Annotated in this window: 27 protein-coding genes; 18 read left to right on the top strand and 9 right to left on the bottom strand. The window is 49.8% G+C overall.

Annotated elements, in window-relative coordinates; genetic code table 11:
- Nucleotides 1-27: 27 nt before the first annotated feature.
- The 4 genes from KNP62_RS07470 to KNP62_RS07455 are packed head-to-tail and all read right to left on the bottom strand — an operon-like array spanning nt 28 to nt 2487.
- Entirely contained in the window at nt 28-441 is a 414-nt protein-coding gene (locus tag KNP62_RS07470) for a DUF350 domain-containing protein (RefSeq protein WP_012727460.1), read from the bottom strand.
- The gene (locus tag KNP62_RS07465; protein ID WP_214784902.1) at nt 438-1667 is read right to left on the bottom strand and encodes a glutathionylspermidine synthase family protein; all 1230 of its coding nucleotides are present in this window, start codon (nt 1665-1667) and stop codon (nt 438-440) included. Before KNP62_RS07465 ends, KNP62_RS07470 begins: the two co-directional genes overlap by 4 nt.
- Nucleotides 1664-2032: a hypothetical protein gene (locus KNP62_RS07460; protein ID WP_214784900.1), complete on the bottom strand. Its 369-nt coding sequence runs from the start codon at nt 2030-2032 to the stop codon at nt 1664-1666. Before KNP62_RS07460 ends, KNP62_RS07465 begins: the two co-directional genes overlap by 4 nt.
- Nucleotides 2029-2487, bottom strand: a complete 459-nt coding sequence (locus KNP62_RS07455) for a hypothetical protein (protein ID WP_214694705.1) — start codon at nt 2485-2487, stop codon at nt 2029-2031. Before KNP62_RS07455 ends, KNP62_RS07460 begins: the two co-directional genes overlap by 4 nt.
- Nucleotides 2488-2593: 106 nt before the next feature.
- Here KNP62_RS07455 and KNP62_RS07450 point away from each other — a divergent pair, with 106 nt between their 5' ends.
- The 6 genes from KNP62_RS07450 (at nt 2594) to desA (ending at nt 8672) form a co-directional block, all read left to right on the top strand.
- Nucleotides 2594-3613: an ion channel gene (locus KNP62_RS07450; protein WP_214784898.1), complete on the top strand. Its 1020-nt coding sequence runs from the start codon at nt 2594-2596 to the stop codon at nt 3611-3613.
- Between the two features lie 11 nt (nt 3614-3624).
- Nucleotides 3625-4752 carry a YfbR-like 5'-deoxynucleotidase gene (locus KNP62_RS07445; RefSeq protein ID WP_214784896.1) on the top strand — a complete coding sequence of 376 codons (1128 nt, stop codon included), beginning with the start codon at nt 3625-3627 and terminating at the stop codon, nt 4750-4752.
- Nucleotides 4753-4880: 128 nt separating this feature from the next.
- Nucleotides 4881-5213, top strand: coding sequence for a PadR family transcriptional regulator (locus tag KNP62_RS07440; RefSeq protein WP_214744699.1), 333 nt, complete (start codon nt 4881-4883; stop codon nt 5211-5213).
- Nucleotides 5210-5737 carry a DUF2812 domain-containing protein gene (locus KNP62_RS07435; RefSeq protein ID WP_214744697.1) on the top strand — a complete coding sequence of 176 codons (528 nt, stop codon included), beginning with the start codon at nt 5210-5212 and terminating at the stop codon, nt 5735-5737. Before KNP62_RS07440 ends, KNP62_RS07435 begins: the two co-directional genes overlap by 4 nt.
- Before the next feature lie 175 nt (nt 5738-5912).
- A complete protein-coding gene (gene amyS, locus KNP62_RS07430) occupies nt 5913-7454 on the top strand; it encodes an alpha-amylase (protein WP_371743030.1) in 1542 nt (513 codons plus the stop codon).
- A 204-nt stretch (nt 7455-7658) separates the two neighbouring features.
- Nucleotides 7659-8672 carry a Delta(5) desaturase DesA gene (gene desA / locus KNP62_RS07425; protein WP_214784894.1) on the top strand — a complete coding sequence of 338 codons (1014 nt, stop codon included), beginning with the start codon at nt 7659-7661 and terminating at the stop codon, nt 8670-8672.
- A 34-nt stretch (nt 8673-8706) separates the two neighbouring features.
- Here desA and KNP62_RS07420 read toward each other — a convergent pair whose 3' ends face one another.
- Nucleotides 8707-9537 carry a lipoate--protein ligase family protein gene (locus KNP62_RS07420; protein WP_214784892.1) on the bottom strand — a complete coding sequence of 277 codons (831 nt, stop codon included), beginning with the start codon at nt 9535-9537 and terminating at the stop codon, nt 8707-8709.
- Nucleotides 9538-9554: 17 nt separating this feature from the next.
- Nucleotides 9555-10457 carry a lipoyl synthase gene (lipA, locus tag KNP62_RS07415; RefSeq protein WP_339962969.1) on the bottom strand — a complete coding sequence of 301 codons (903 nt, stop codon included), beginning with the start codon at nt 10455-10457 and terminating at the stop codon, nt 9555-9557.
- Nucleotides 10458-10779: 322 nt separating this feature from the next.
- Between lipA and KNP62_RS07410 the strand changes: the two genes are divergently transcribed.
- Nucleotides 10780-12729: a glycoside hydrolase family 3 protein gene (locus tag KNP62_RS07410; protein ID WP_214784890.1), complete on the top strand. Its 1950-nt coding sequence runs from the start codon at nt 10780-10782 to the stop codon at nt 12727-12729.
- 38 nt (nt 12730-12767) lie between these two features.
- On the opposite strand, the gene KNP62_RS07405 is transcribed toward KNP62_RS07410, so the two are convergent.
- Both KNP62_RS07405 and KNP62_RS07400 read right to left on the bottom strand, forming a co-directional pair.
- Nucleotides 12768-13613, bottom strand: a complete 846-nt coding sequence (locus tag KNP62_RS07405; protein ID WP_214784888.1) for a DegV family protein — start codon at nt 13611-13613, stop codon at nt 12768-12770.
- An 8-nt stretch (nt 13614-13621) separates the two neighbouring features.
- Nucleotides 13622-14464 carry a lipoate--protein ligase family protein gene (locus KNP62_RS07400; protein ID WP_214784887.1) on the bottom strand — a complete coding sequence of 281 codons (843 nt, stop codon included), beginning with the start codon at nt 14462-14464 and terminating at the stop codon, nt 13622-13624.
- Nucleotides 14465-14570: 106 nt separating this feature from the next.
- Here KNP62_RS07400 and KNP62_RS07395 point away from each other — a divergent pair, with 106 nt between their 5' ends.
- Genes KNP62_RS07395 through KNP62_RS07385 form a run of 3 tightly spaced genes read left to right on the top strand, consistent with a single transcriptional unit; the run spans nt 14571 to nt 18148 of the window.
- On the top strand, nt 14571-15866 hold the full coding sequence (locus KNP62_RS07395) for an HD domain-containing protein (protein WP_214784885.1): 1296 nt from the start codon (nt 14571-14573) through the stop codon (nt 15864-15866).
- 21 nt (nt 15867-15887) lie between these two features.
- Nucleotides 15888-17474, top strand: a complete 1587-nt coding sequence (locus KNP62_RS07390) for a Na/Pi cotransporter family protein (RefSeq protein ID WP_214784883.1) — start codon at nt 15888-15890, stop codon at nt 17472-17474.
- 20 nt (nt 17475-17494) lie between these two features.
- Nucleotides 17495-18148, top strand: a complete 654-nt coding sequence (locus tag KNP62_RS07385) for a hypothetical protein (protein ID WP_214784881.1) — start codon at nt 17495-17497, stop codon at nt 18146-18148.
- A gap of 52 nt (nt 18149-18200) precedes the next feature.
- Here KNP62_RS07385 and KNP62_RS07380 read toward each other — a convergent pair whose 3' ends face one another.
- Nucleotides 18201-18389 carry a 2-hydroxymuconate tautomerase gene (locus tag KNP62_RS07380; protein WP_012727443.1) on the bottom strand — a complete coding sequence of 63 codons (189 nt, stop codon included), beginning with the start codon at nt 18387-18389 and terminating at the stop codon, nt 18201-18203.
- A gap of 148 nt (nt 18390-18537) precedes the next feature.
- Here KNP62_RS07380 and ypfJ point away from each other — a divergent pair, with 148 nt between their 5' ends.
- The 8 genes from ypfJ to KNP62_RS07340 all read left to right on the top strand — a co-directional run bounded on the left by ypfJ (nt 18538) and on the right by KNP62_RS07340 (nt 26285).
- Nucleotides 18538-19392 (top strand): KPN_02809 family neutral zinc metallopeptidase, encoded by an 855-nt coding sequence (gene ypfJ, locus KNP62_RS07375; RefSeq protein WP_214694680.1) that lies wholly within the window; start codon nt 18538-18540, stop codon nt 19390-19392.
- A 94-nt stretch (nt 19393-19486) separates the two neighbouring features.
- Nucleotides 19487-20335 (top strand): MurR/RpiR family transcriptional regulator, encoded by an 849-nt coding sequence (locus tag KNP62_RS07370; protein ID WP_074035742.1) that lies wholly within the window; start codon nt 19487-19489, stop codon nt 20333-20335.
- On the top strand, nt 20332-20799 hold the full coding sequence (locus KNP62_RS07365; protein ID WP_214784879.1) for a GNAT family N-acetyltransferase: 468 nt from the start codon (nt 20332-20334) through the stop codon (nt 20797-20799). The genes KNP62_RS07370 and KNP62_RS07365 overlap by 4 nt, the downstream gene beginning before the upstream one ends.
- A gap of 100 nt (nt 20800-20899) precedes the next feature.
- Nucleotides 20900-21793 (top strand): N-acetylmuramic acid 6-phosphate etherase, encoded by an 894-nt coding sequence (murQ, locus tag KNP62_RS07360; protein WP_214784877.1) that lies wholly within the window; start codon nt 20900-20902, stop codon nt 21791-21793.
- Nucleotides 21794-21807: 14 nt separating this feature from the next.
- Nucleotides 21808-23181, top strand: a complete 1374-nt coding sequence (locus KNP62_RS07355) for a PTS transporter subunit EIIC (protein WP_214784875.1) — start codon at nt 21808-21810, stop codon at nt 23179-23181.
- A gap of 60 nt (nt 23182-23241) precedes the next feature.
- Nucleotides 23242-24291 carry a DUF871 domain-containing protein gene (locus KNP62_RS07350; RefSeq protein ID WP_214784873.1) on the top strand — a complete coding sequence of 350 codons (1050 nt, stop codon included), beginning with the start codon at nt 23242-23244 and terminating at the stop codon, nt 24289-24291.
- A 55-nt stretch (nt 24292-24346) separates the two neighbouring features.
- A complete protein-coding gene (locus KNP62_RS07345; RefSeq protein ID WP_214784871.1) occupies nt 24347-24850 on the top strand; it encodes a YwhD family protein in 504 nt (167 codons plus the stop codon).
- A 157-nt stretch (nt 24851-25007) separates the two neighbouring features.
- Nucleotides 25008-26285: a dicarboxylate/amino acid:cation symporter gene (locus KNP62_RS07340; protein WP_214784869.1), complete on the top strand. Its 1278-nt coding sequence runs from the start codon at nt 25008-25010 to the stop codon at nt 26283-26285.
- The last annotated feature ends 32 nt before the right edge of the window (nt 26286-26317 follow it).

Raw genomic sequence — 26317 nt, 5'->3', positions numbered from 1 at the left:
CGCGAATGCGTGCATGGGGTGTTTGAATTAGTACGTCAAGCTCGCGGCGACGATGATACCGACGACGAGTGATGCGGCGAACAAGCTGAAACCGATCGCCATGTTGCCGTTCTCGACTTCTTTTTCTAAGTTCACGCCAGGTGTGAGGATATATTCAAACGTCCAGAATGCCAATACTTGGGCAGCGATGCCGACGAGTCCCCAGATGAACGCATCGAGCAAGTTGACGCTGTTCGCCCAAACTGTATAGATGACGATGGCGAGTCCGAGTGCTTTCCCCCAAAGTTTCAACGCGACGGCCATGTTGCCTTCTTTGATTAATTTACGTTCCGAATATTTGGTCGTTAGTGCGAAGATGATGAGTCCAGCGAGAATGAGACCGAACCCTGTCCCGAGGTGGGCGAGGAAGCTTAAAATTGAGTCGAGTGTGATGAAAGTCATGAGTTTGTCTCCTTTTGAGTAGGTGTGCCAACGGCTAAGTAGTAAGATTGGTTGTTCGTGATCATGCTACCGGCACGGACGCCGAGTGCGGACGGATGTCCATTCAAACAGAAACATCCGACCATATAATGTGTCTCGACACGACCTTTGACAGTCGTCGTCATCCGTATCGGAAGTTCGATGAACTGTTGGTACACGGCTGTTTCTTCCGCATACGTTTGCAGTGCTTCTCGGTGAAACGGTTGGCCGTCTTTCGTGTACAAGATGACGGAGTCCCCTTCGCGTCCGAACGCCGGCTTTTTGACGTAATCCGATTCGCCGAGAAACGGTGTCTCTTCTAAGTAAGTCGGTAAAAAATAAGTTCCGATGATGTCGCGCTCGGCTTCATCGAACAATGTCTCGGTCTCATACAATTCCCAAATCAAGGCTTGGACACCTTTCGACTGCATGAGGAATGCCGAGAGCGGGTTGAGAAGCGACACATGTTTTTGTAGGTTCAATTCGAGCAACCGAATGCCGATCAAGTCTCCGTCTGCTGCTCGGTCGTCCACGAGATGCTCGATTGGATATGTTTGACGATACAAGATATCGATTCGTTCCCCCGATGGTGTGTAGACACCGTCTTCGTCGACGAGTAAAGCGTGCAACGGTACGAATTCAGACGGTAAGTCGAGCGTTTCTTGTAAGAAGCGCGCCGTCCACTTGTCTTCGATATTGTCATCATGTGCCGTAAAGACAATCTTTGGAGTACCTTCTCGAGAAAGTCGTTGCCACGCGGCGACGATAGCTTTCCGCAGCTCGGTTTTCAGTTGGGCGGTGGCTTCCCTGTTCGGGTCGAGGAGACCAAACTCAGAAGCGACCACGCCGTTCACATCAAACAGCTCTTTAATAAAGGTCGGCGTATCCGCATTGAACTCCATCAACTTGAGTTGACCGTCTTTCATGATCCAGTCGTAACGACCGATGATCGTCTCCTGTGGCATCGTCTTCTCCCGTAAGAACGGCAGGCTCGCCTCGGGATAACCAAGCAGTCGGAGCGTCTCGTCCGGTAGCGTGCGTAACAATTGATTCGTCTTCCGGAAAATCGAGTCAACCGCCTCGGTCGCCTCTCGGACAGAGGCAACCTGCGAGGCGGTCATCTCGAAACAATCGTATAAGGCATATTCTTCATCGTTTAAATCAGGCCAAAAATAAGGGATTTGACTGTAAAGTTCGTCACGCGTCATCCGCCAAATCCACCTTTAGAGCCGCTACCGAGTCCAGATTTTGACGATCCTGAATTGGAACCGTTCGATACGGCGCCAGTCGCGCCACCATTTGCTTTATACGTCTTATACGACGAAGAGCTCTTCAATGCGTTTTTTGAGTTGAACAGGCTACCGAGTAAGAAGTAGCTGCCAAAGTGAGGAGAGCGGTCATCGTCACAATAATAGGATTCTGTCTCGTCATCCCAGTCCCAATCGTCACATTCGTAGCCGGTCGGTTCTTCCGGTAGTGCCGCCTCTTCATATTCGTCCCCACCACACGCGGCAAGGGAAGTGGTCAATACGGCGACCGAGAGTCCACTTAAAATTTTCTTGCTTGTCTTCATGTTGATTCCTCCAATTCATAACCTGTCGGTGTGACATAGATGACATACACACCACGATCTTCATCTGTTTCTGCTGAATCACGTTCATATTCTTTGCCGGCGACGTACAAGTACTGGCTCCCGAGCATGGCGAGCGCATCGAGGTGACGGTCGACATAATAGGCTTCGAGCAGCGGGTTGTCAAAGCGGTCGTCAAGCGTACGAATCTCGACTTTGATTTCGCTCGTTTCGTGTTTGTCCATCGGTCCTTCTGTGTAACGGTCGACGTAAATCAAGAAGTATTGATCGCCTTCTAGGGCGGACGAGCGTTGCTTATAGGTCATGCCGTCTTTGACGAAAAACTCACACTCGCGACGGGCCAGCACTTCGTCTAATCCGAGAGACGTGTAGTGGTATAGTGGTTCGAACGATAATTCATTTTTATAGAGACGATACTCTAAGACGATTGAGTTCATATGTCAGTCCTTCCTTTTTTCTTCTTATACGGAATCACGATCAAAATGGTTTCGTGAATCTTTTTGTAGATACGTTTAGTATATAAGAGAGAAGGAGGGGGAAACAGTGCATATCTTATTTCGTGTGTGGAAAGGATTAGCGAAATTATCATTTTTAAATGTCGTTCTAGCTTCGATTGGCATTATCGTCCTAGGGACCGTGCTCGGTTATTGGTTAGAGCCTGAGACGTTCGGGTCGTTATTTGATTCGTTCTGGTGGACGATGACGACGCTGACGACTGTCGGATATGGGGATTTTTATCCGTCCTCCGTGGCAGGACGATGGCTCGGGATTTTCTTATTCCTATTCGGGATTGGGATTATCGGGGCGTTGATTGGAAAATTAGTTGAAATCGGCGCGACGTTTCAACGGTTAAAACGGGAGGGAAGACTAGTGTATCGTGGAGAAGGACATTATGTGTATATCGGGTGGTCCCCGAAGACGAAAAAGGCAATTGATGAAGTGCTTAACTATGAACCGAAAGCGGAAATCGTCTTGATCGATCAATTGATCGAGGAGCCGTACGTGCACGATCAAGTGCACTTCGTTTCAGGGGATGCCTCAGATGAAGCGGTCTTATTGCAGGCGAACGTCCTGAAAGCACGACGCGTGGCCATTTTTGCGGATGCGCGAATCACGGAGACATTACTCGCCGATGGGAAATCGCTTTTGATTGCCTCAGCGGTCGAGGCGCTGTCTTCTGAATATCAAGTGGATTTGCACACGGTCGTTGAAGTGTGTGAAGAGCGGAATATCTCGAAATTCAAACACGTCCGCGTCGACGACTTTATTTTAGCGAATGACTCAGTCTCGCTCTTGATGGCGAAAGCGACATTACAACCGGGGACGACGGCGATTTTCCGTCAATTGTTAAGCAAACAGTCGGGTGGGAACATCCAAGCGTTGAAACCAAAAGTCGAGTGGCAAAATGTTCGACAAGCAAATACAGCATTACTTGAATCAGGGGTGACACTCATCGCGGTCAATGACCGCTTGGATGTGGCGACGATGCTCGATTTGCCACTACAAGACACAGACATGCTCTATGTCGTCTGTCATGACGATGTATTTGAACGATTATCGTAAGGAGTGAAACCATGCATAACGGAACGTTTATCCGAAAGATGACACGCATGCAAAACGTGCAACGATGGGACGAATATGCCCCACATTATCATGATAATGCAGCGAGTCATAGCTTTCGTGTCGCGGTCTTCAGCTTGATCGCGGCTTATGTGGAAAAAGAGAACGGGCGTGACGTCGACTTGCTCGATTTGCTCGGGAAAGCTATTTTCCACGACATGAATGAAGTACAGACCGGTCCGATCATGCACCGGACGAAAAAAGAGCCGACCTTGATTGGTCACATCGAGCGCATGGAACGGACAGCGAGCCTCGGTCTTGTCGAATTGTTGTCACAGTCGTTACGTCCTCACTTCCACCGTTTTGTTGTTGAGGCGGAAGATGACTCGTTCGAAGGACGGATTGTCGACGGAATCGATTCTTTTGATGCGATGCTATTCGTACGACGGGAAGTCGCCCATGGCTCTCCTCATTTCGATGACAAGTTAGAAGAGATGAAAGCCGCTCTCCGTCATCATCCGATTGATTCGGTGCGTTGGCTGTTCGATCAGGTTGAGGCGGAGACTGATGTGTTACGCTTCATCGAGAACGTCATGCGAATGGACAGTGTCCGTCGTTGGAAAGGTCGCTTCAACACGATTGACGATAACGATGCGATTCATGGTTTCCGGGCAGCCGCGCTCGGTATGTTCAGTGGACTCCTAGAACGTGAAAAGTATGATGTTGACGTCGATGTCGCCGAGCTCGTCGCTCGACTACTATGTCACGACTTAGTCGAAGGGGTGACCGGAGATGTGCTTGGACCGGTCAAGCATTCGACGAAAGAGACGGGAGCGGCATTTGAGGCGTACGAACGGGCAGAGAGTGAACGTCTTCTCGGGCTGTTGCCGGCATATATGCAACCGGCGTTCCGTCGATATATGGCTGATTCGAAAGATGATACGTATGAAGGGATGCTCGTCGACATGATGGACAAACTCGATGCCCTCATCAAGATGAACATGGAGCGGAAGATGAACGGGGCCGAGTATGAGGTCACGTATCGCGAGCAGCTCCGTAAAGTCCAGATGCGTTATGAAAACCCGAGTATGATTTTCTTCCTCGCCTATATTTTGCACGATCTGGATTACGTCACAAGCTAAATCGATTCACACAGAAGTCGCGAACTTAATTGTTCGCGACTTTTTATATCATTTATTGACATATATCATTTAACGATATATATTGAACGTAAGAAATGTATCATTCAATGATATAGGAGGTGAAGAAGATGCCGCGAACGGACTCCTTGGAGTTAGGAGAACTGACGGATAGTATGTTTTACATCTTATTGGCGCTCACGACGCCGCGTCATGGTTATTTGGTCATGCAATTTGTCGAAGAAATCACACGAGGACGAATGCAAATCGGTCCTGCGTCGATGTATACGATTATCAAAAAATTATTGAACGCCGAACTGATTGAACCGATGGACGGGGACGGAAAGAAAAAGAACTACCAGATTACGCGTAAAGGGCGTTCGATTCTGACGGATGATGTGAAGAGACGACAGGCGATGGTCGAAGATGCCTGTGCCATTTTAGATATGGAGGGATCACGATGAGACAGAAGTATATGTCGAGCTGGGGACTAGCGTTTGCCGAAGAGCGTGAGATGCGAAAACTAGAACGAATGGCAGCCAAGGGTTGGCATTTGAAGCAATTCGCACCTCTAGGATACACGCTCGTTGAAGGGGAACCGGAAGACGTTCAATATAGTTTGGATTATCGAACCCGTCCGGATGAAGACTACTTTGACCTGTTTGCATCGAGCGGATGGCAACATGTCACATCGACCGGGGATGAGATTCATATTTTCAAAGGGAATCGAGATGCCAAGCCGATTTATTCGGATGTCGAAACGGCAGAGGAGAAATATCATGACATGGAACGTCAGATGGGACGAGCTGCGCTCATCCTAGGTATTTTATGGATTGCCCTGTTTTCCTTGTTTCAGTTTGAGTGGCCAATCGTCGTCGAGACGATATTGATCGGTGTTCAACTACTCGTGACAATCGGTCTCGTATTTACAGGACTACCGTACATTGGCTACCGTTTCAAGCGAAAACGAATAAGCCGTCAAGGATGATTAGGCGGATGGCACAAGCCATCCGTCTTTGTTTCGTTCAACTGAACTATTCAAATGAAAAATAGTTAGGGAGAGAGAACTGTTTTTAGACATTAGTCTATGCAACAAAATCAAAATCCTTCACAATAATTCATGCAAGCGCTTTCGTTATTTAGTTGAGGAGGAATGAATGATGTTGAAGAAACGACAAGGGATTGCCGTGCTGGCTGGAGTGACATCGATTGCACTGCTTTCGGGGCAACCGGTCGCACAAGCGGCAACTCCACAGAACGGTACGATGATGCAATACTTTGAATGGTATGTCCCGAACGATGGGCTCCATTGGAACCGTCTCTCGAACGATTCGCAGCACTTGAAAGACATCGGCATCTCCACGGTTTGGATTCCGCCGGCGTATAAAGGGACATCTCAAAATGATGTCGGATACGGGGCCTATGATTTGTATGATTTAGGAGAGTTCAATCAAAAAGGGACGACACGGACGAAGTATGGAACAAAAGCGCAGCTACAGTCGGCCATCTCCAACTTACGCGGAAAAGGGATTGGCGTATACGGGGATGTGGTCATGAACCATAAGGGCGGAGCGGATTATACCGAGTCCGTTCAGGCTGTCGAGGTCAATCCTTCTAACCGGAATCAGGAGACGTCTGGGGAATATTCGATTTCTGCCTGGACAGGATTCAATTTTGCGGGCCGCAACAATACATACTCGCCGTTCAAGTGGCGTTGGTATCACTTTGACGGGACTGATTGGGATCAGTCACGGAACTTAAGCCGGATTTATAAATTCCGAAGCACGGGTAAAGCGTGGGACAGTGAAGTGTCCGGGGAGAACGGGAACTATGACTACTTGATGTACGCCGATGTTGATTTTGAGCATCCGGAAGTGCGACAAGAGATGAAAAACTGGGGGAAATGGTACGCGGATTCGCTCGGTCTCGATGGATTCCGTCTCGATGCGGTCAAACATATTAATCATTCGTACTTGAAAGAGTGGGTGACAAGCGTCCGTCAGACGACGGGGAAAGAGATGTTCACCGTCGCGGAGTATTGGAAAAACGACCTTGGGGCTATCAATGATTACTTGGCGAAGACGGGCTATACTCACTCGGTATTCGATGTACCGCTCCACTACAACTTCCAAGCGGCAGGGAACGGTGGCGGTTACTATGACATGCGCAACATTCTAAAAGGAACGGTCGTCGAGCAGCATCCTACACTCGCCGTCACCATTGTCGACAACCATGACTCACAACCTGGGCAATCACTCGAGTCGACGGTTGCCAATTGGTTCAAACCGCTCGCCTATGCGACGATCATGACACGCGGTCAAGGATACCCGACACTCTTCTACGGGGATTATTACGGGACGAAAGGGACAACGAACCGTGAGATCCCGAACATGTCAGGGTCTCTTCAACCGATTTTGAAAGCGCGTAAAGACTTTGCCTATGGCACACAACATGACTACATCAACCACCAAGACGTCATCGGTTGGACACGTGAAGGTGTGACAGACCGTGCGAAGTCAGGTCTTGCGACAATTTTGTCGGACGGACCTGGTGGTTCGAAGTGGATGTATGTCGGGAAGCAGAACGCGGGAGAAGTATGGAAAGACATGACCGGCAACAATGGTCGTCTCGTGACGATCAATGCAGATGGTTGGGGCGAGTTCTTCGTCAACGGCGGCTCGGTTTCCATCTATACGCAGCAATAAATCCATCAGACTTGTCTCACCTAAAAATGAGACAAGTCTTTTTTCTGAATTTTCACCACATATTTTTTATACATGATATAATGACCTAGTGTTAATTCTTGATAGGGAGGACTTTCCGATCCATGAATTCACATTGAACAACGTTGGTTGTTGGTTTCATTTATATTTTTGCGTTGTGACGCTGTTGAATTCAAGGAGGTTGTTATGAGTAAAGAAAAGATTGCCCAATTAAGAAAGCACGTCTCGCCGTTTGAAAAGTCCGATATCCGGATCAGTGTGCGGCAGATGATCAATACGATTTTACCGTTTCTCGTATCATGGTTCTTAGCGTATCGACTATTGAGTGTCTCGATTTTCCTGACATTACCGTTCACGTTGATTGCGGCAGGATTTGTTGTGCGGATGTTCATCATCTTCCATGACTGCACACACGGTTCGTTCTTCAAAAATAAGAAGGCGAACGCGATTGTCGGAACCATTACAGGAATCTTGACGTTATTCCCGTACGAGAAGTGGAAGCGAGAGCATGCGATTCATCATGCGTCGAGCGGAAACTTGGATAAACGAGGCGTTGGGGACATCTGGGTCATGACGATTGAGGAGTACATCGAAGCCTCGAAATGGACGCGATTGAAGTATCGCCTATATCGTCATCCGCTCGTCATGTTCGGTCTTGGACCGCTCTGGCTCATTCTCGTGACGAGCCGCTTCAATCGAAAAGACGCCCGTAAGAAAGAACGCCAAAACACACATATCATTAATCTCTCACTCGTCGTGTTATACAGTGCGTTGATTTATGTCATCGGATGGCAAGCGTTCCTCATTGTTCAAGGCACGACGATGTTCATCGCTGGCGTACTTGGGATTTGGTTGTTCTATGTCCAGCACACGTTCGAAGATTCGTACTTTGAGGATGAGCAGGAGTGGGATTACGTGAAGGCGGCAATCGAAGGAAGTTCATACTATGAATTGCCGAAAGTGCTCCAATGGGTGACCGGGAATATCGGTTTCCATCATGTCCACCATTTGAGTCCGCGTGTCCCGAACTATCATTTGGAGAAGGCACATACGTCGACACCACCGTTACAACGGGCGACGACAATCGGACTGTTTTCAAGTTTGAAATCGTTACGTTACAAATTGTATGATGCGAACAATAAAACATTCGTCACGTTCCGGGAAGTGCGCCATCTGTTGCGCCGAACGAACGCGGCATAAAAAAAGATTGTCCCAGTCAAAAGGGACAATCTTTTTAGCGTTTCCAGACCCATTCATCACTCTCATACTTCTTGATGAGCAGATCGATTTCGGCTTGCTGTTCTTTCGTGAAGACGAGCGGTTCGAACGTCAACGAGAAGGCATCTTTGAAGCCGGTCTCGAACGCGGCCGCTACTTCGTCAAAGGAGACGAAGCGCTGTAACGTATCGTTCAAGGCGACGGCTTTTTCGCTGAACCGACTTTTGGCTTCACGTTTTTCGTGCTCCTCCATCGCGAAACAGTCAAACAATACCTCATCGTCGACAGAAAGAGGGATGGATCCATGTTGAAGCACGGCCCCTTGGTGGCGCACTTGTGCGCTACCCGCAATCTTTTTCCCGTCGACGGCCAGCTCATAATAGGAGGCGGCATCGAAGCAGACGGCTGATTTCGGTTTGCGGAGCGCCTCACGGTCCTCTTCTGTCAACGGCACCGAAAACTCGGCTGGTACACCGAGCTCGTGATAACCACGACGGACTCCTTCCGTGAGCAAGCGATAGCTCTCGATGATATTCGTTGGGAGGGCCGGGGTCGATTCGGGCAAGATGACGCTATACGTCAACTCATCGGCGTGCAACACGGCGCGTCCCCCGGTCAGGCGACGGACGACCGGAATGTTGTTCTTCGTGAGGGCGTCACGGTCCAAGTCACGCGTAGCCCGCTGGAAACGTCCGACGCTGATCGCATGAGGTGCCCATGAATAAAAACGAAGCGTCGGTTTGAGTTCTCCCTTCGCGACCCAGTTGGCGATGGCTTCGTCAATCGCCATATTCTCAGCCGGTGAAGTGGATTCAGTTCTAAGTAAGTGCCACGTCGTACCAGTCATAATCTCTCTTCTTTCTATTAGTCGATTGGCAACATCGTGTGGCGACGCGCCTTGTGTACTTGTTCATCCGCATGGTAAGACGAGCGGACAAGCGGACCTGCCTCACAATGTGAGAATCCTTTTGATAGTGCGATCTCTTTCAACTCGGCGAACTCATCCGGGTGGTAGTAACGTTCCACCTCGAGGTGTTTCTTCGTCGGTTGCAAGTATTGACCGAGTGTCAAGATGTCGACGTTGTGTGCGCGGAGGTCATCCATCGCTTCAATCAATTCCTCTTTCGTTTCTCCGAGTCCGACCATGATTGACGATTTTGTCGGGATATCCGGGTTCAATTCTTTTGAGCGTTTCAAGAATTCGAGTGTGCGGTCGTATGTCGCTTTGGCACGGACTCTCGGTGTGAGGCGACGAACCGTCTCTAAGTTATGGTTCATGATGTCAGGACCCGCATCAATCAACGTCTGCAAGGCAGAGAAGTCACCCATCATGTCAGACGGGAGCACTTCGATCGATGTCTCTGGATTCATAGCACGGACGGCACGAACCGTTTCTGCGAAGACAGTAGCCCCGTAATCGTTCAAGTCATCACGGGCGACAGCAGTGATGACGACGTGCTTCAAGTTCATGAGGCGTACGGATTCGGCGACGCGCTTTGGCTCTTCCCAATCGAGCTCGTTCGGTTTACCGGTCGTGACGGCACAAAAGCGGCAGGCACGTGTACAAATACTTCCTAAAATCATGAACGTCGCGGTCCGACGTACCGCCCAACATTCATGGATGTTCGGACACTTGGCTTCCTCACATACCGTATGTAGATTTTTTTCGCGCATCATCTTCTTCAAACCGGTATACGTGTCGTTCGTATTTAATTTAATCTTCAACCATTCCGGCTTTCGTTTCAGTTCCCCTCTTGCCACAATAATTTCCCCCTTTTTGAAAGTTAACCTGTATCGAATTGAGTTTACCAAAAAAAGAATCAAAAACGAACCACGGAAATTATTGGTTTTGCCAATACAGTTTTCTGTGTATCAAAACAGAAACATTGTTTCAAAATGGTTACGCTTTCACATGAGTCATTGTTTCTGAAAAATGGAGTTGCTATACTGTTGTTGACCACCTGAATAAGAACCAAATGTAACTGATGCGATCAGGCATGGGGTGAACGAGCGTTGATGAGGCAACGCTTCTTCCTCCATGCCTTTTCGTTTGGGGGTCAGTCAAATTGGACTAAGGGGAGTGGGGAACATGAACAAGGCATTGAACTGGACAGCAACACTCGGATTGACGACGGCACTACTCGTTTCATCGATTCCGGCAGCGGATGCGGTCGTAGCGGAAGGGACGCCGACGATGTCGATCGACCAGCGCGTCAACACGAAGCTAGAATCGATGACGCTCGAACAAAAAATCGGGCAGATGATCATGCCGGACTTCCGGCTTTGGAACGGGGCGAACCATACTTCTCTTGCACCGGAAGTGGCGCGTGTGATTGATCGTTTTGATCTCGGTGGCGTGATTCTGTTTGCGGAGAACGTGAAGGAGACGGAACAGACGACGAAACTCGTTCACGATTTACAGGAAGTCGTGAAGCAAGACGACAGTAACGACATTCCGCTCTTTGTCACGATTGACCAAGAAGGGGGTATCGTGACGCGTCTTGGGACAGGGACGAACTTACCAGGAAATATGGCAATCGGGGCGACTCGGAACAGTCAATATGCGTATGACGCTGGAAACATCATCGGTTCTGAATTGAACGCACTCGGGGTAAACGTGAACTTCGGACCGGTACTCGACGTCAACAACAATCCGGGAAACCCTGTCATTGGGGTCCGTTCATTCTCGAGCGACCCTGAACTAGTCGGCGAACTCGGGTCAGCGATGACACAAGGCATTCAAGACCAAGGTGTCGCGGCGACGGCGAAACATTTCCCGGGTCATGGGGATACGGCAGTCGACTCACACTATGGACTACCGATTGTCGATAAGTCGCTCGACGAATTGCGTGGACTCGAGTTGTTGCCGTTTAAACGTGCGATTACAGAAGGGATCGACATGATCATGACGGCACATATCGGCATGCCGCAAATCGAAGATGAGGTCGTCGAGTCGGATCGTGGGACGTTCCCACTCCCAGCGACGCTCTCGGACGATGTCATCACGGGAGTGCTACGTGAGGAACTCGGATATGACGGGATTGTTGTGACCGACGCGCTCAACATGCAGGCCATCTCCGACAACTTTACGGAAGCAGAAGCGGTCATCAAGACGTTTGAAGCGGGCGTCGATATCGCCCTCATGCCGACGATTTTGCGTTCGGAAGCAGACGTAATCAAACTTGAAGCCATCTTTGATGAAGTCATCCAAGCGGTGAAGGATGGACGTTTATCAGAGGCGACTATCGATGAGTCGGTCGAGCGTATTTTAAAACTGAAGGCAGAGCGCGGCATTTGGGGAGAGACGATTGACTCGACGACGCTCGAGGCGAAGCTTACAGAAGCGAACGCAGTCGTAGGTAGTGCGGAGCATAAAGCGAAAGAGCGTGAAATCGCGGAAGCAGCCGTCACACTTGTGAAGAATGAGGACAAGACACTCCCGTTCAAACCGAAAAAAGGGGACACGGTGCTCGTCTTGTCACCAGCGAAAGATCAAACGGACAGTATGGTGAAGACAATCAAGTCGCTTGAGAAGAACGCCGGGAATATGAAAGGCGTGAACGTCATCACGGCCAACTATTCGGCATCAACGCCACACTTAACGCAAAATCCGGCACTTCAGCAAAAAGTCGAGGCAGCCGATTACATTATTGTCGGTTCGAACGTGAACAATAGCGCAAAATTGAAGCCGACATCGGCTGACCATTACGTGCCGGCGGAAGTGTTCCGTTACGCCAACGAGACAGGGAAGAAATCAGTCTTACTCAGCTTGCGTAACCCATACGATGTAGCCGTTCAGCCAGACGCTCCGGCGCAGCTCTTGATCTATGGGTTCAAAGGCGATCCGAACGGACCGGACTCGGAAGCGGGTAACTTGAAATCGGCCGGACCGAACTTGCCGGCGGGCATTCGTGCCATTTTTGGCGAAGTGAAGCCGCAAGGAACGTTGCCGGTAGACGTGCCGGAATTTGTGGACGGTGTATTCCAAGACGAGAACTATGCACAGTTTGGAGATGGATTTAAAAACTGGAACCGCTAAACGAAAATGAGCTCACCCGATGGCGGGGAGCTCATTTTTTATGCCTCGAAATAGGCGATGACGAGTAGACCCGGACCGGTATGGGCACCGATGGCAGAGCCGACAAGTGTTTTCGTGATGTGTTTCGGTTGGACATGTCCAAGGACCATCTTCTCAAACTGTTCCGCTTTTTTAGAGTCGTCGCCATGACCGATGAAAAGGTCCCCGTTCTCGACGAGTGACTTCGATTCCATCGTCCATTCGACCATACGGCGCATGACCTTTTTATGACCGCGTACCTTTTCAATCGGGACGAGCTTCCCGTCCTCGACCGTCAGTAACGGCAGAATCGTCAACAAGTCACCGATGAAAGCGCTCGCTTTCGAGACGCGTCCGCCCCGCATCAAATATTCGAGTGACTCGACCGTGAACAAGTGGCGAATCTTTCCGACGAGTGAAGCAGCATATTCACTTGTTTCTTCATACGTATGGTCTTGTCCGTACTCTGCGACCGTCTTGACGAACAATGCCTGTCCGACAGAAGCCGTTCGCGTATCGATAATCTTGAACGTGCTGTCTGGATACTCCTCTTTGAGCATCTCACCGACCATGACAGCCGTTTGATATGTACCGGAGAGTTCTCCGGAGAAAGTGAGGTATAAAAACGGGATTTCGGCTTCGAGATGTTGACGGAAGCAATGCTCGATTCGCGACGCCTCGATTTGGAACGTCTTCGGTGTCTTACCTTGACGCATCGCATCGTATACGTCTTTCGGTTGAATCGTCTCCCCGTCTAAAAACTCTTCGTTGTCGATGATGACACCGAGCGGTAAAATCTCAAGACCGTACTCAATGATTTGATCGTGCGTCAAATCGGCCCCGGTGTCTGTGATCAGTTTAAACATTGGATGAATCACTCCTCTGTTAATTGTTGTTCGATCTCGCGTAATGGTTCATTCCGTTTCCACATCCGTTCGAGCTGGCTCACGAGTGTCGTTTGTTCTTCAGCCGTCAGCGACGCGTTTTGGAGCGTACTGACAGTGGAAAGGACGCGGTAGGCCCGTGTCAGAACATCTTGAACCGTGAGAGGAATGCCGAGCAAGTCTTCTAACGACGCCATCGTTTCCGGTACAATGGTCGGGTATGTGAACTTGGTCGCCTCCCCTTGGATGGCCAATTCATAAAAGTCTCGGATGATTTCGGCACGTTCGCTCCCGCTCTGTCTTACGCTCAAGTAAATTTGAACGGCGACGCCGCCACGGACGCGTCGTTGTGAAATACCGGCGAACTTTTTGCCGTCAATCGACAAGTCGAAACTTCCCGGACAGTACGAGCCGACGATTTCACCTGGGACGATGTCGTTCGTGACGTCTTGAAACATGTGTTGGATGAGGGAAGTCATGGCCTCATAGCCGCTGTCGATTTGAATGCCGTCATTCTCGGGTAAGATTAAAGATAAGTTCAGGACATCCTCGTCTAACACGACGGCGAGCCCACCTGAGTTACGGACGACCGGCCGGAAGCCGCGCTCGTGCAAATACCGGACCCCATCTTTTAAATGAGGTAACCTTGCATCTTGAATTCCGAGTACAATCGTATTCGTGTGCACCCATGCGCGCAAGACAGCGCCTGATTGTTGGGTCGAAGCACATAACGTGTCATCAGTCGCGAACGATTGTTCCGCTTGAAACATCGTGCCAAGGCTCGATTGGTCGATCACACGATAGCTCGGTTGTTTTAATAATGGATGGATCATATACTTAATTCCTTTTCACAAATAATTTTCCTTCTCATTATAGCATGGAGGGAACGATTCGTTTGAAGTCGAATCTAGAACATAACGAAACGTAGGAGGGCATGTCATGTACTCGTCACGAGGACAATTATCTGGGTCAAAAGTGTTTAAAGACCCGGTACACCGTTATATTTACGTCTACGATCACCTTATTTGGGAACTGATCAACACGAAAGAGTTTCAACGTTTACGCCGCATCAAGCAACTTGGGACATCCTTTTTGACGTTCCACGGCGCAGAGCACACGCGATTCCATCATTCTCTCGGCGTCTATGAGATTGCGCGCCAATTGATTGACCAGTTCCAACAATATCCGGAATGGGATGACCGCGACCGTGAACTGTTGTTAGCGGCGGCGCTTTTGCACGATGTCGGTCACGGCCCATTCTCACATGCGTTCGAACATGTCTTCTCTGTTCGCCATGAAGTGTGGACCGAGCGCATCATTTTAGGCGATACCGAGGTCAACCAAGTGTTGTCGGAGATGGGTGTCGGGTTCGCAGAAGAGGTGGCCTCCATCATCAACAAGACGCATCCGAACCGCTTGATCGTCAATATGCTCAGTTCGCAGCTCGATGTCGATCGGATGGATTATTTATTACGTGATGCGCACTTTGCGGGTGTCAGTTATGGAAAGTTTGATTTAGAGCGCATGTTGCGTGTTCTTAGACCAGATGAGGACCAAGTCGTCGTCAAACAGTCGGGGATGCATACGATTGAAGACTATATCATGCGCCGCTATCAAATGTATTGGCAAGTGTACCTTCACCCAGCGACACGTTCAAGTGACCTCCTCTTGAAAGCGATTCTCGAGCGAGCGCAGGAACTATATGAGAGCGGCTATGCATTCAAGATGATGCCGAAACATTTCTTACCAATTTTTGACCAAAACGGCATGTCGCTTGAACAATATTTAAAGTTGGACGAGACGGTCGTCTACTTCTATTTCCAGGAATGGATGGAGGAAGACGACGCGATTCTAGCCGATTTATCGAGCCGTTTCGTGAATCGTCGTTTATTGAAATATAAAAACTTCCCGGAAGCGAACCGCGTCCGCTATATGGAACGGTTGCGGCAGACGATGGAAGGCATCGGACTTCCGCCGAAATATTACTTGCTCGAAGATCAATTGAGTCAGTTGCCGTATGACTTGTACAAAGGGCAGGGGAAGTATGAAGGCATTTATCTTCAGATGAACGATGGGGAACGGAAAGAGATTTCGGAAGTGTCGATGCTCGTCCAGTCGATTTTGAACTCGAGACAATCGGATGAAAAAATTTATTATCCAGAAGATGTGTTGCTAAACTTAAGGGATCATGCGAATGAAAAATCGTGGCTCTTGTCGACATTGAAATCCGAATAACCCGAAAAGGGGCGTGACACGATGGAGATTGCGACACTGATTGGTGGCATCGGGATTTTTTTACTCGGGATGACGTTACTCACAGACACGCTGAAAAAATGGGCCGGTACTCGACTTCGTCATCGGTTGAACCAATTCACCGATGGCTCGTTGTCGGGGGCGACACTTGGCGCGATGTTGACGGCTTTATTTCAATCCTCTACCGTCACGACGTTGATGACGATTGGTTTTGTGAGCGCAGGATTGATCACGTTCACGCAAGCATTGCCGCTCATCATCGGGGCGAACGTAGGTAGCGCGACGACCGGATGGATCATCGCCGTCCTTGGCTATAACGTAGACGTACGTCAAGTGTTCTTGCCACTCATCGGTCTCGGGATGGCACTTCGTCTCTCAGGACCACGTCTACGACGAATCGGGCTATTATTCGTCAGTATCGGTTTGATTTTTGTCGGGGTTGGGACGCTACAAGAGGCGATGCGGGATGTCGTCACGTTCTCGTTCGGACCAATCGAGTCGATGCGTTTTTCTCAACAGGCGTTCCTGATTGGCATCGGGTTTGCGATGACGGTTGTCCTTCAGTCGTCGACGATTGGGCTCGTCTTAACGATGACGGCTCTTGCGACCGCCGCGATTTCACTTCCGCAAGCCACTTTTTTGGTACTCGGTCAAAGTGCTGGGACGAGTCTTGTCGTGGCACTCGGTTCAATCGGAGGCTGGAAGTCGGCCCGACGCATCGTATTGGGGCATGCCATCTATCACGTGTCCATCGTCCTCATCGGATGGCTGACGTTTCCCGTTCTCTTCTATGTCGTCAATCGAGTAGCCGATTGGTTCAACTGGAACGACTTGTTACGTCTCGCCCTATTCCATACGACGTTCCATGTGTTAGGCGTCCTCTTGTTCTTGCCATTTTATCAGCCGTTCGCAAGAAGGTTACTAAAATGGATTCCGAGCCGATCAGAAAAATTGACACGTCTGCTCGACAAGAACATGTCGCAACTCCCAACGGTCGCCCTTGAGGCGGCTCGCCGGTCTTTACTCGAGATTGAACGCTATTTAGGGAACGAGACCGAGTTGCTCGTCCGGGAGGGACGTCTCCGGGAAGATGAATTGACGCTCGTCGACAAGACGCTGAGCGATGTCCGCGTCTTTTTGAGTACGATTCAACTAGACGATGTCGGAAAGCAAAATGACTACGGGCAACACTTGTCCCTCCTGCATTCAATCGACCATCTCGAACGGTGGTTGTACGTATTGCGTGAAATCGAACCGGTCCAGTCACTGCGGGACACGGACTTTTTAGCGGCGCGCGAACTCGTCTTGCACGAACTCGATCTCGTTCATCAATTGAACCATCATACGCCACCGGAAGATTCGAAGATGTGGAAACAGGCGTCAAAACAATTGGCGGAATATCGGAAGGCACATCGCTCTGAGCTGCTTGAAGAAACGGCGGCGAATCAGTTGGAGATGGACCAGACGATCCAAAAAGTACAAGTATTGCTGTGGCTTGACCGGATCGGTTACCACATTTGGCGGGCAACACGGCACTTGATTAAGCCGACCATGCCGAGTGAACGGTTCGAAGTGAACCGAGAAGATTGAAGTAAAATGGAGGAATGAAAATGGCGACATGGGTGACTCACTTTCGTATCGCGGAGCGGATTCTCGAGACAGATTCCGCGTTTGAACGCATACCTTTTTTAGTAGGAAATATCGGTCCAGACTGTGGGTTGGTCGGAGCGGATGGACGTCCTGAACCACCGAAAACCATCACCCATTTCAAAACAGAGAACGGGATCTCCTCTGATTTGTTCAAACAGACGTATTTAGATGGAGGGACCACAAAATCGAATACAGAATGGTCTTATTTAGTCGGTTATTATTTTCATCTGGTCACAGACGAATATTGGGTGCAGTTGACCCGTGCGAAAAAAGAAGAACCGATTGTACGGGCAATCGTCGGAACACCAGACTATACCCGTTTAGTCAAAACGGACTGGTATGGGATTGACTTTGAGTACTTGGCAAAACATCCGAATCATATCTTTTGGACGGACTTCTGTCACATTGACTCGTTCGAAGACGTCTTACCGTTTTTCCCACAAGGACAAACGGGACAACAAATTCAAAACATCACGTCCTTCTATAAAACACATCCGTTTGACCCACAGCATGAATATGTATATATGTCACCTGAAGAGGTCGATGATTTCATTGAAGAGGTTCTTTGTGGGCTACAAGCGAAAATTCAAGAAGTTCAACGAATACATATTTGACGTGGTGCTTAGACGAAAAAACGGACCCCGATTCAAGGAGTCCGTTCGTTACTTATTTCTTGTCCGCGTGCATGACGCCGGCTTGACCGTAGTGCGTCGCATCCATCTCTTCGATGAAGACAGTGATGTTCTCTTTCGGAGCATTCGTTGTCTCTGAGACTGCATCCGTCACTTTTTCAATTAACGCGCGTTTTTGTTCCACGGTACGGCCCGGGAGCATTTTTACCGTTACGTAAGGCATGGGTCATTCCTCCTTTGCTGAAGTCTCTTTCATTGTAGTGAATCCACTTCCTCGAGAAAAGAAAATTTTCGTCCACCTCAAAGCTTGCGCTCACTTTTTCAACATTTCGGGTAAGGAACAAGACAGAGCGAATGTAGGAGGAATGAAGATGAAGTGGAAAGGTAGACAACAGAGCCGTAACGTCGAGGACCGAAGAGGGCGTAGCATCGGAGGAAAAGGGATTGCCGGGGTCGGGGGTGGTCTCGGATTGATTCTCGTCATCGTCTTTACATTATTGAATGGGGGAAGCCCGACCGACCTCGTCAACAATATCGGACTAGGTGAGCCGCAAACTGAAGGAACATACACCGGTACGGAGCGAGAAGAGGAGATGGCGGACTTTGTGGCGGTCGTCTTGAAAGATACGGAAGAAGTATGGACAGATATTTTTGCGGAGAACGGCATGACGTACCAAGAACCGACGCTCGTCCTGTTCTCGGGACAAGTTGAATCCGCTTGCGGCATCGCCGGGTCGGCGGTCGGCCCCTTCTACTGTCCGGGTGATCAAAAGCTGTACATTGATTTAAGTTTCTATGATGAGCTGAGTCAGCGTTTCAATGCGCCGGGTGATTTTGCGATGGCATACGTCGTCGCCCATGAGGTCGGGCACCATGTCCAGACGCTTCTCGGAACGACAGAAGAGATTATGCCGCTTCGGAATGAGATGAGCGAGACTGAATTCAATCGCTATCTCGTCCGTTTCGAGTTACAGGCGGACTACTACGCAGGCGTATGGGCGCATCACGCGCAAGGACTCGGTTACCTCGAAGCAGGGGACGTCGAAGAAGCGATGAATGCAGCTCACCAGATCGGTGACGACACGTTACAACGTCAGGCGCGTGGATACGTGACGCCGGACTCGTTCACGCATGGAACGTCGGAACAGCGGATGCGCTGGTTCGAGAGAGGCTTTGAGAACGGGTCGATTCAAGGTGGAGATACGTTCAATACGAACAACTTATAGGTCGGGCGCACGCTCGACCTTTTTAGCCGGTTGGAATATGAGGAAAGAATCCGCTATCATAAAAGAACAACAGTTGCAGGAAGGGGATGACCCGATGGAATCCTTACTTACGAAAATTGATTTAGCAAAAGACGATATGACGGCGGTTGAAAAGAAAATCGCGGACTATATCTTGTCCCATTCAACGCTCATTCCAAATATGACGACGAAAGAACTTGCCCAAAAGACGGATGTATCCGAGGCGAGTATCGTCCGTTTCGCCCGCGTAGTCGGGATTGATAGCTTTAAAGCATTTAAGCTTGCGCTCGTGAAAGACTTGGCCGTCACAGAAACGACATTGACGGACTTCAACGTTCTCCAGCAAAAAGATACGCCGTACGATTCGTTTCAAAAAGTCATCCATGTGAATAAAGCGGCGATCGAGGCGTGTGCCGAAGCGATGGACAAACGCGAGCTCGAACATGCGGTGGACTTATTCGCGCGCGCGAATCGTGTCATCTTTTATGGGGTCGGTGGATCGTCGACTGCAGCGATGGATGCGCAATATAAATTCACGAAGCTCGGGTATGCGGCTACGACATCGTCGGACTTTCATTATATGTTGTCGTTGATTCCGCATTTAGGAAAATCAGACGTATTCGTCGCCATCAGCACGTCGGGACGGACGAAAGATGTGCTCGAACTCGTTCGTTTCGCCAAGAAGAAACGTGTGCCCGTCATCGCCATCACGAACTTGGACAAGTCGCCACTTTATCGGGAAGCGGACGTACGCCTTTGTACGCCGAACGTCGAGAGCGATTTCCGGATTGCGAGCATCGCCTCGCGGATGACGCAATTAACAATTGTCGATACGTTATATATGGGTCTCTTGCATCGAAAAGGAGAAGGCTTGATTGATCGCTATGCCGAAGCGCGAGATGAGATGGTGAAGTTGCGCCGATGATCAGACCGTATTCGAAAGAAGATCGCGCGGAATTGGAAGACTTCTTGGTGAGACAACGTACCTTTGCCCGTTTGAATGGACAGTCCATTCAAGCGTTCCGTGATGAGAACGTGGCGGATTTTGCAGAGGACGGCACCGTCAGTCTGATTATTCGTGCAGATGGACGGATTGTCGCCATCGCGGACCTGTTGAAACGACATCCCGTGGACGGTTCGCTTTGGCTCGGATTGTTCGTCGTCGATGAGACCCTTCACGGGACGGGCTTGGCGCAAACGTTATATGAACAAGTGGAAGAAGAGTATATGCGCCCCTATCAGACGGTGTTTCGATTAGGTGTCCTTCCGAACAATCTGCGCGCTCGTCGGTTTTGGGAGCGAAACGGCTATGTATACGAAAAGGATTCTACCACGAATAAAGGCGTGCGCGTTCACGTCCTGAAGAAACAACTCATTCGACCGGAGTGAGTTTTTCTTTCGTAAATACTGAAATTAAATTTCAAAAATAACTAATAATAAATTGACTTTAAGTTTCAATATAGTACCATGAAATCATAGAGAAGAAAGGATGGTGGCGATGCTAGAGAAATTGGCTACAGAAAGACGGAATGAACGAACGATGCAACTAGATGAGATGTCGATCGAGGAGCGATTGACGATCATGAACAGTGAGGACCGACAAGTCCCGCAAGTGATTCAACATCAGATTCCCGTCATCGCGCAAGTTGTGGAGCGGGTCATCGCATCCTTTCGTAAAGGCGGTCGCTTGATTTATATCGGGGCGGGTACGAGTGGACGTTTAGGCATTTTAGACGCCGCAGAGTGCGTACCGACGTTCGGGGTGTCCCCGGATCAGGTCATCGGGTTGATTGCCGGTGGCGAGCGTGCGCTCATTCAAGCGGTCGAGGGAGCAGAAGACAGCAAGGAATTGGCAGTCGATGATTTGAAAGCGCTTCAACTGACGGCGGACGACACTGTCATTGGGATTGCGGCGAGCGGGCGGACGCCGTATGTGATCGGAGGTCTCGATTATGCACGGGAAGTTGGAGCAACCACTGCGGCCATCTCCTGTAATCAGGACGCAATCATCAGCCGCCATGCAGACTATCCGATTGAAGTGGAGACAGGACCGGAAGTGTTGACCGGTTCGACACGATTGAAGGCAGGGACGGCACAGAAATTGGTCCTCAACATGATTTCGACAACGTCGATGATTGGAGTAGGCAAAGTGTATCAAAACTTGATGGTCGACGTGAAACCGACGAACGAAAAATTAGAAGTACGTGCCAAGCGGATGATTGCAGAAGCGACAGGGGTCGACATGGAAACGGCCGCGCGTTATTTTGCGTCATCCAAAGGACATGTCAAAACAGCAATCGTCATGATTTTGGCGGACGTCTCTTATGAAGAAGCCATCAAACGATTAGAGCGTGCGAACGGGTTTGTCCGCGAGGCGCTATAAGGGGGAAAATCGAGATGAAGAAAGAAGAGGTTTTAGCACGGGACATCCTCGCACAAGTCGGGGGGAAAGAGAACATTCGTCAACTCGCTCACTGTATGACGCGTGTCCGATTGTCGTTGAAGGATCCGACCAAAGCCGATCTTGACGCCTTGAAGAAGATTGATGGCGTCATGGGGGTCATCGATGATGAGACGCTACAAATCGTCGTCGGTCCGGGAACGGTGAATCGGGTCGCGGATTATATGAGTCATGAGACAGGCCTTGCGATCGGAGAAGAGTCAGTGGACGCGAACTTGACGCCAGAGGAACGCGCAGCGGTCGAGCGTCAAAAAGTAAAAGAAAAGCAAAAGTCACCGTTTAAACGATTCCTCCGTCGACTCGGGAATATTTTCATCCCGCTCATTCCGGGTCTTGTCGCTTCAGGAATCATCAACGGTGCGGCGAACTTTGCTGTCAACGCCGGTGTCGACCGGACGGAGACGTGGATGCAGATTTTACTCGTCCTCGGTAGCACAGTCTTCGCATACTTAGCCATCCTCGTCGGGTGGAACACGGCGAAAGAGTTCGGGGGGACACCGGTGCTCGGGGCGATTGCCGGAGGGATTCTATTCAACCCGCTCCTCGCGGACATCGTCATTTATGGGGAACCGCTTGTCGTCGGACGCGGTGGCTTGTTCGGTGTCATTTTTGCCGGTTGGCTCATGACGTATATCGAGAAGCATATTCGTCGCTTCATGCCGGTATCGATCGATATTATCTTCACACCACTCTTCACGGTCCTCATCGTCGGATTTACAGCACTCTATGCGATCATGCCGGTCGCGGGTGTATTGTCAGATGGGATCATGCGAGGCATTAATGCGACGCTTGAGTTCGGGGGACCTGTCGCTGGGGCACTTTTGGCCGGTTTCTTCTTACCGCTCGTCATGGTCGGGTTACACCATGGTTTGACGCCGATCCATTTAGAACTGTTGAATACGGTCGGGACGACGGCGCTTCTTCCAATCTTGGCGATGGCGGGTGCCGGTCAAGTCGGTGCGGCGCTTGCAATCTTTGTGAAGACAAGCAACCCGCGACTCCGTAATATTATCAAAGGGGCCATCCCGGTCGGTTTCCTTGGAATCGGCGAACCGCTCCTTTACGGGGTCACACTTCCGCTCGGACGTCCGTTCTTAACGGCATGTCTCGGGGCAGCGGTCGGTGGTGCCTTCCAAGCAACGATGAAGACGGCTGCACTTGGAATTGGTGTATCGGGTCTATCCCTTACACCGCTGATTGACGACGGGATGTATTTGACGTATGTCGCCGGACTATTGATTTCGTATACGGCAGGCTTCCTGTTCACTTATTTCTTCGGCTTCAAAGAAGAGATGGCGGATGGGATTTGACAAACAAAGATGGCTCGGTCGAGTCATCTTTTTCTATACGTTTTGTGAGGAGGGAAATAGATGAGAGGGATTTCTGTTTACTTAAGTGAGGAATTGACGTCTGCGTCCATTGATTGGATCGAACGCATGCGAGAGAGCGGGTTCACGAGCATCTTCACGTCGCTTCATATTCCGGAAGACGATTCGACGTTATATACAGGACGGCTCCAGCAGTTAGGGGAATTGGCAAGACGCCTAAACATGGAACTCGTGGCAGACATCGCCCCGTCATCTCTACAGGCGCTCGGTAAGGACTGGAATGATGCCCATACACTGTTGGACTGGGGCGTCACGGGGTTACGTGTCGACTATGGCGTCACACCGAAACAAGTGGCCGACTTGTCACGACATATGATGGTCGCACTTAATGCCAGTACACTCACGGAAACAGAGCTTGAAGAGATGTTGCGACAAGGGCTACGACGGGACCACGTCGAAGCGTGGCATAATTTTTATCCCCGTCCCGAGACGGGGCTTGACCGCTCCTGGTTTGACGAGAGAAACGCCTGGTTACATGCACAAGGAATCAAAGTACAGGCGTTCATTCCTGGAGATGAACAGTTACGTGGACCTCTTCATGAGACGTTACCGACACTCGAGGAGCATCGCCATCAGTCTCCGCTTTCGTGTTATATCGATTTACAAGCGACGGTCGACCGAATTTTGATTGGTGACCCGCGCGTGTCCAATCAGGCGATGCGACAATTTCAGGTGTACGATGAAGGAATCATCGTCCTTCGTGCAACTTCAGAGTACAGTGTCGATTCATTACCGACACTGCATACGAACCGGATGGACCCAGCCCGAGATGTCATTCGCTCGGTCGAATCGAGAGCTTACGGACGACCCGGGGACCATTTGATTCAACCGCAACATACAGAAGAACGACTGCTCGGCAGCATCACGATGGACAACGAACGATATGGGCGTTATGAGGGAGAACTGCAAGTAACGAAGCGGGATTTGCCGGCAGATGAACGGGTCAACGTCATCGGTCGGGTCATTGAAATGGACCGCACGCTCATCCGTCACATTGGACCGGGAAGACGTTTTCAAATTGACTGGAAGTGACTCAGGATTGCCACCATCCTATATCATTGTGTACAGTAGAGAGGGAGGGTGGAACATGAAAGACATTAATTTTAATATCATTTCAGACGACGCGACGGACGGGCACGGCGGTTTTGGTGTCGGTTCGCTTAGTTTAAATAACATGTCCCCGGTCATCATCGATGTCGAGGCGGGCACGGCGACAATCGATATGGGTGCGATGCACGCCAAGTCTGCCATCGAGAAGCGAATCAAGTTTTTGACGGACCAAGAAGCGGTACCGAACGGGAAACCGTATTGGATCATTTGGGTGACGGTCGGTCGAAAACGAGAAGGCTTTTACTATGGCGGCGTCGCGGCATGTGACATGTCGGTAGATGTCGAAGCGAGACGAGGCTATAAATTATTGCCTTATCACGTCAATCAGATGGACAAATCGTTGAAGGGTCGGATTTTAATCGACATGATGGACGCTCCGTCCCGCGACGTATTGGCGAATTTCCTACAAGAACATCGCCCAGAAATTTGGACGAACTCGACTGAACTTCATGCAGAGCTCGAGCGCTTAGGTGCCGAGTAAAAAGATTGGACGATTTTTTCGTCTCCAATCTTTTTTGTTTCGCATTTTTGGGAGTAAAAGGAAATTATGTAACTGAAGAGATATTCATTTGTAATTGTATGAAAATTCAGTATTATGATATACTGACTACATTGTGAAAAAAAGAAAGGGTGATACGATGAGCGAAACGAAAAAAATCTTAATCGGTCTCGCGCTAGGTGTTGTAGTTGGTCTCGGATTGGCGGGATTGCCGGATTCAATTTATGAGATTGTGAATCCGTATATTTTATCTCCGGTCGGAACGGTCTTTTTGAATCTGATTAAAATGTTAGTCGTGCCGATCGTCTTCTTCTCGATTATTTTAGGCGTCATGGGTCTCGGGGACCCGAAAGAGCTAGGTCGGGTCGGGACGAAGTCGATTTTGTTCTTCTTAGCGACGACAGCACTCGCGATTATGTTGGCGATGGGCGTCGCATCTGTTTTACAACCAGGGGAGCGTGGGGACTTCCAAACAACAGGTCTTGAATTTGAATCTACAGCGACCGAGGAATCGTCAAATATCGTACAGACATTCGTCAATATGATTCCAACGAATCCGATTACGGCACTCGCTGAAGGAAACATGCTTCAAATCATCGTCTTTGCAGCATTGATTGGATTCGCGCTGATTGCCCTTGGTGACAAGGCGAAGACATGGCGTCAATTCGTCAAACAAGGTGATCGCATCATGATGTACTTGATTCATCTCGTCATGAAGCTCGCGCCATACGGTGCATTCGCATTGATTGCTTCGGCAATCGGAGGCATCGGTCTCGATGCGGTCGTCGCCATGGCATGGTATATGATTGCCGTTGTCTTGACGCTCTTCTTACACGCAACGATTGTATACGGGGCAGCCGTTTACTTCATCGGAAAGATGAGCCCAGTGTTCTTCTTCAAAAACTTCTATGAGGCGATGACATTCGCATTCTCGACATCTTCGTCGAATGCGACGCTTCCGGTATCGATGGAAGTCGCCCAGAAGAAACTCGGTGTACCACGTTCGATTTCGTCGTTCGTGCAACCACTCGGGGCAACGGTCAACATGGACGGAACGGCCATCATGCAAGGTGTTGCTACCATCTTCATTGCGCAAGTATTCGCGTCTGACTTAACAATGACTCAATTGTTGACGGTCGTCATTACGGCGGTCCTTGCTTCAATCGGGACAGCAGGTGTACCAGGAGTCGGGCTTGTCATGCTTGCCCTCGTCCTTCAGTCGGTCAACTTACCGGTAGAGGGAATCGCCCTCATTATCGGGGTCGACCGTATTCTCGATATGCTTCGCACATCTGTCAACATCACGGGGGATGCGGCATGTGCGGTTGTCGTTTCGAAATTGGAAGAAAAACATTTACCACCAGTCGACGAAGACTCGTGGGATGAAGCAGGCGCGACCTCTTCATCATCGCTATGATATAGTAAAGGACCATGACAACGCGTCATGGT

The organism is Exiguobacterium sp. s183 (genome assembly GCF_018617655.1).
In the GTDB taxonomy this organism is placed as follows: domain Bacteria; phylum Bacillota; class Bacilli; order Exiguobacteriales; family Exiguobacteriaceae; genus Exiguobacterium; species Exiguobacterium aestuarii_A.
Note: the sequence above shows the minus strand (reverse complement) of the source record. Positions and strands in the feature narration are given on the sequence as shown.

Excerpts from the sequence above, each read along its gene's own strand:
- KNP62_RS07470 (WP_012727460.1), bottom strand. The coding sequence starts at position 441 with ATGACTTTCATCACACTCGACTCAATTTTAAGCTTCCTCGCCCACCTC.
- KNP62_RS07465 (WP_214784902.1), bottom strand. The coding sequence starts at position 1,667 with ATGACGCGTGACGAACTTTACAGTCAAATCCCTTATTTTTGGCCTGAT.
- KNP62_RS07460 (WP_214784900.1), bottom strand. The coding sequence starts at position 2,032 with ATGAAGACAAGCAAGAAAATTTTAAGTGGACTCTCGGTCGCCGTATTG.
- KNP62_RS07455 (WP_214694705.1), bottom strand. The coding sequence starts at position 2,487 with ATGAACTCAATCGTCTTAGAGTATCGTCTCTATAAAAATGAATTATCG.
- KNP62_RS07445 (WP_214784896.1), top strand. The coding sequence starts at position 3,625 with ATGCATAACGGAACGTTTATCCGAAAGATGACACGCATGCAAAACGTG.
- KNP62_RS07440 (WP_214744699.1), top strand. The coding sequence starts at position 4,881 with ATGCCGCGAACGGACTCCTTGGAGTTAGGAGAACTGACGGATAGTATG.
- KNP62_RS07435 (WP_214744697.1), top strand. The coding sequence starts at position 5,210 with ATGAGACAGAAGTATATGTCGAGCTGGGGACTAGCGTTTGCCGAAGAG.
- desA (WP_214784894.1), top strand. The coding sequence starts at position 7,659 with ATGAGTAAAGAAAAGATTGCCCAATTAAGAAAGCACGTCTCGCCGTTT.
- KNP62_RS07420 (WP_214784892.1), bottom strand. The coding sequence starts at position 9,537 with ATGACTGGTACGACGTGGCACTTACTTAGAACTGAATCCACTTCACCG.
- KNP62_RS07410 (WP_214784890.1), top strand. The coding sequence starts at position 10,780 with ATGAACAAGGCATTGAACTGGACAGCAACACTCGGATTGACGACGGCA.
- KNP62_RS07405 (WP_214784888.1), bottom strand. The coding sequence starts at position 13,613 with ATGTTTAAACTGATCACAGACACCGGGGCCGATTTGACGCACGATCAA.
- KNP62_RS07400 (WP_214784887.1), bottom strand. The coding sequence starts at position 14,464 with ATGATCCATCCATTATTAAAACAACCGAGCTATCGTGTGATCGACCAA.
- KNP62_RS07395 (WP_214784885.1), top strand. The coding sequence starts at position 14,571 with ATGTACTCGTCACGAGGACAATTATCTGGGTCAAAAGTGTTTAAAGAC.
- KNP62_RS07390 (WP_214784883.1), top strand. The coding sequence starts at position 15,888 with ATGGAGATTGCGACACTGATTGGTGGCATCGGGATTTTTTTACTCGGG.
- KNP62_RS07385 (WP_214784881.1), top strand. The coding sequence starts at position 17,495 with ATGGCGACATGGGTGACTCACTTTCGTATCGCGGAGCGGATTCTCGAG.
- KNP62_RS07380 (WP_012727443.1), bottom strand. The coding sequence starts at position 18,389 with ATGCCTTACGTAACGGTAAAAATGCTCCCGGGCCGTACCGTGGAACAA.
- ypfJ (WP_214694680.1), top strand. The coding sequence starts at position 18,538 with ATGAAGTGGAAAGGTAGACAACAGAGCCGTAACGTCGAGGACCGAAGA.
- KNP62_RS07370 (WP_074035742.1), top strand. The coding sequence starts at position 19,487 with ATGGAATCCTTACTTACGAAAATTGATTTAGCAAAAGACGATATGACG.
- KNP62_RS07365 (WP_214784879.1), top strand. The coding sequence starts at position 20,332 with ATGATCAGACCGTATTCGAAAGAAGATCGCGCGGAATTGGAAGACTTC.
- murQ (WP_214784877.1), top strand. The coding sequence starts at position 20,900 with ATGGTGGCGATGCTAGAGAAATTGGCTACAGAAAGACGGAATGAACGA.
- KNP62_RS07355 (WP_214784875.1), top strand. The coding sequence starts at position 21,808 with ATGAAGAAAGAAGAGGTTTTAGCACGGGACATCCTCGCACAAGTCGGG.
- KNP62_RS07350 (WP_214784873.1), top strand. The coding sequence starts at position 23,242 with ATGAGAGGGATTTCTGTTTACTTAAGTGAGGAATTGACGTCTGCGTCC.
- KNP62_RS07345 (WP_214784871.1), top strand. The coding sequence starts at position 24,347 with ATGAAAGACATTAATTTTAATATCATTTCAGACGACGCGACGGACGGG.
- KNP62_RS07340 (WP_214784869.1), top strand. The coding sequence starts at position 25,008 with ATGAGCGAAACGAAAAAAATCTTAATCGGTCTCGCGCTAGGTGTTGTA.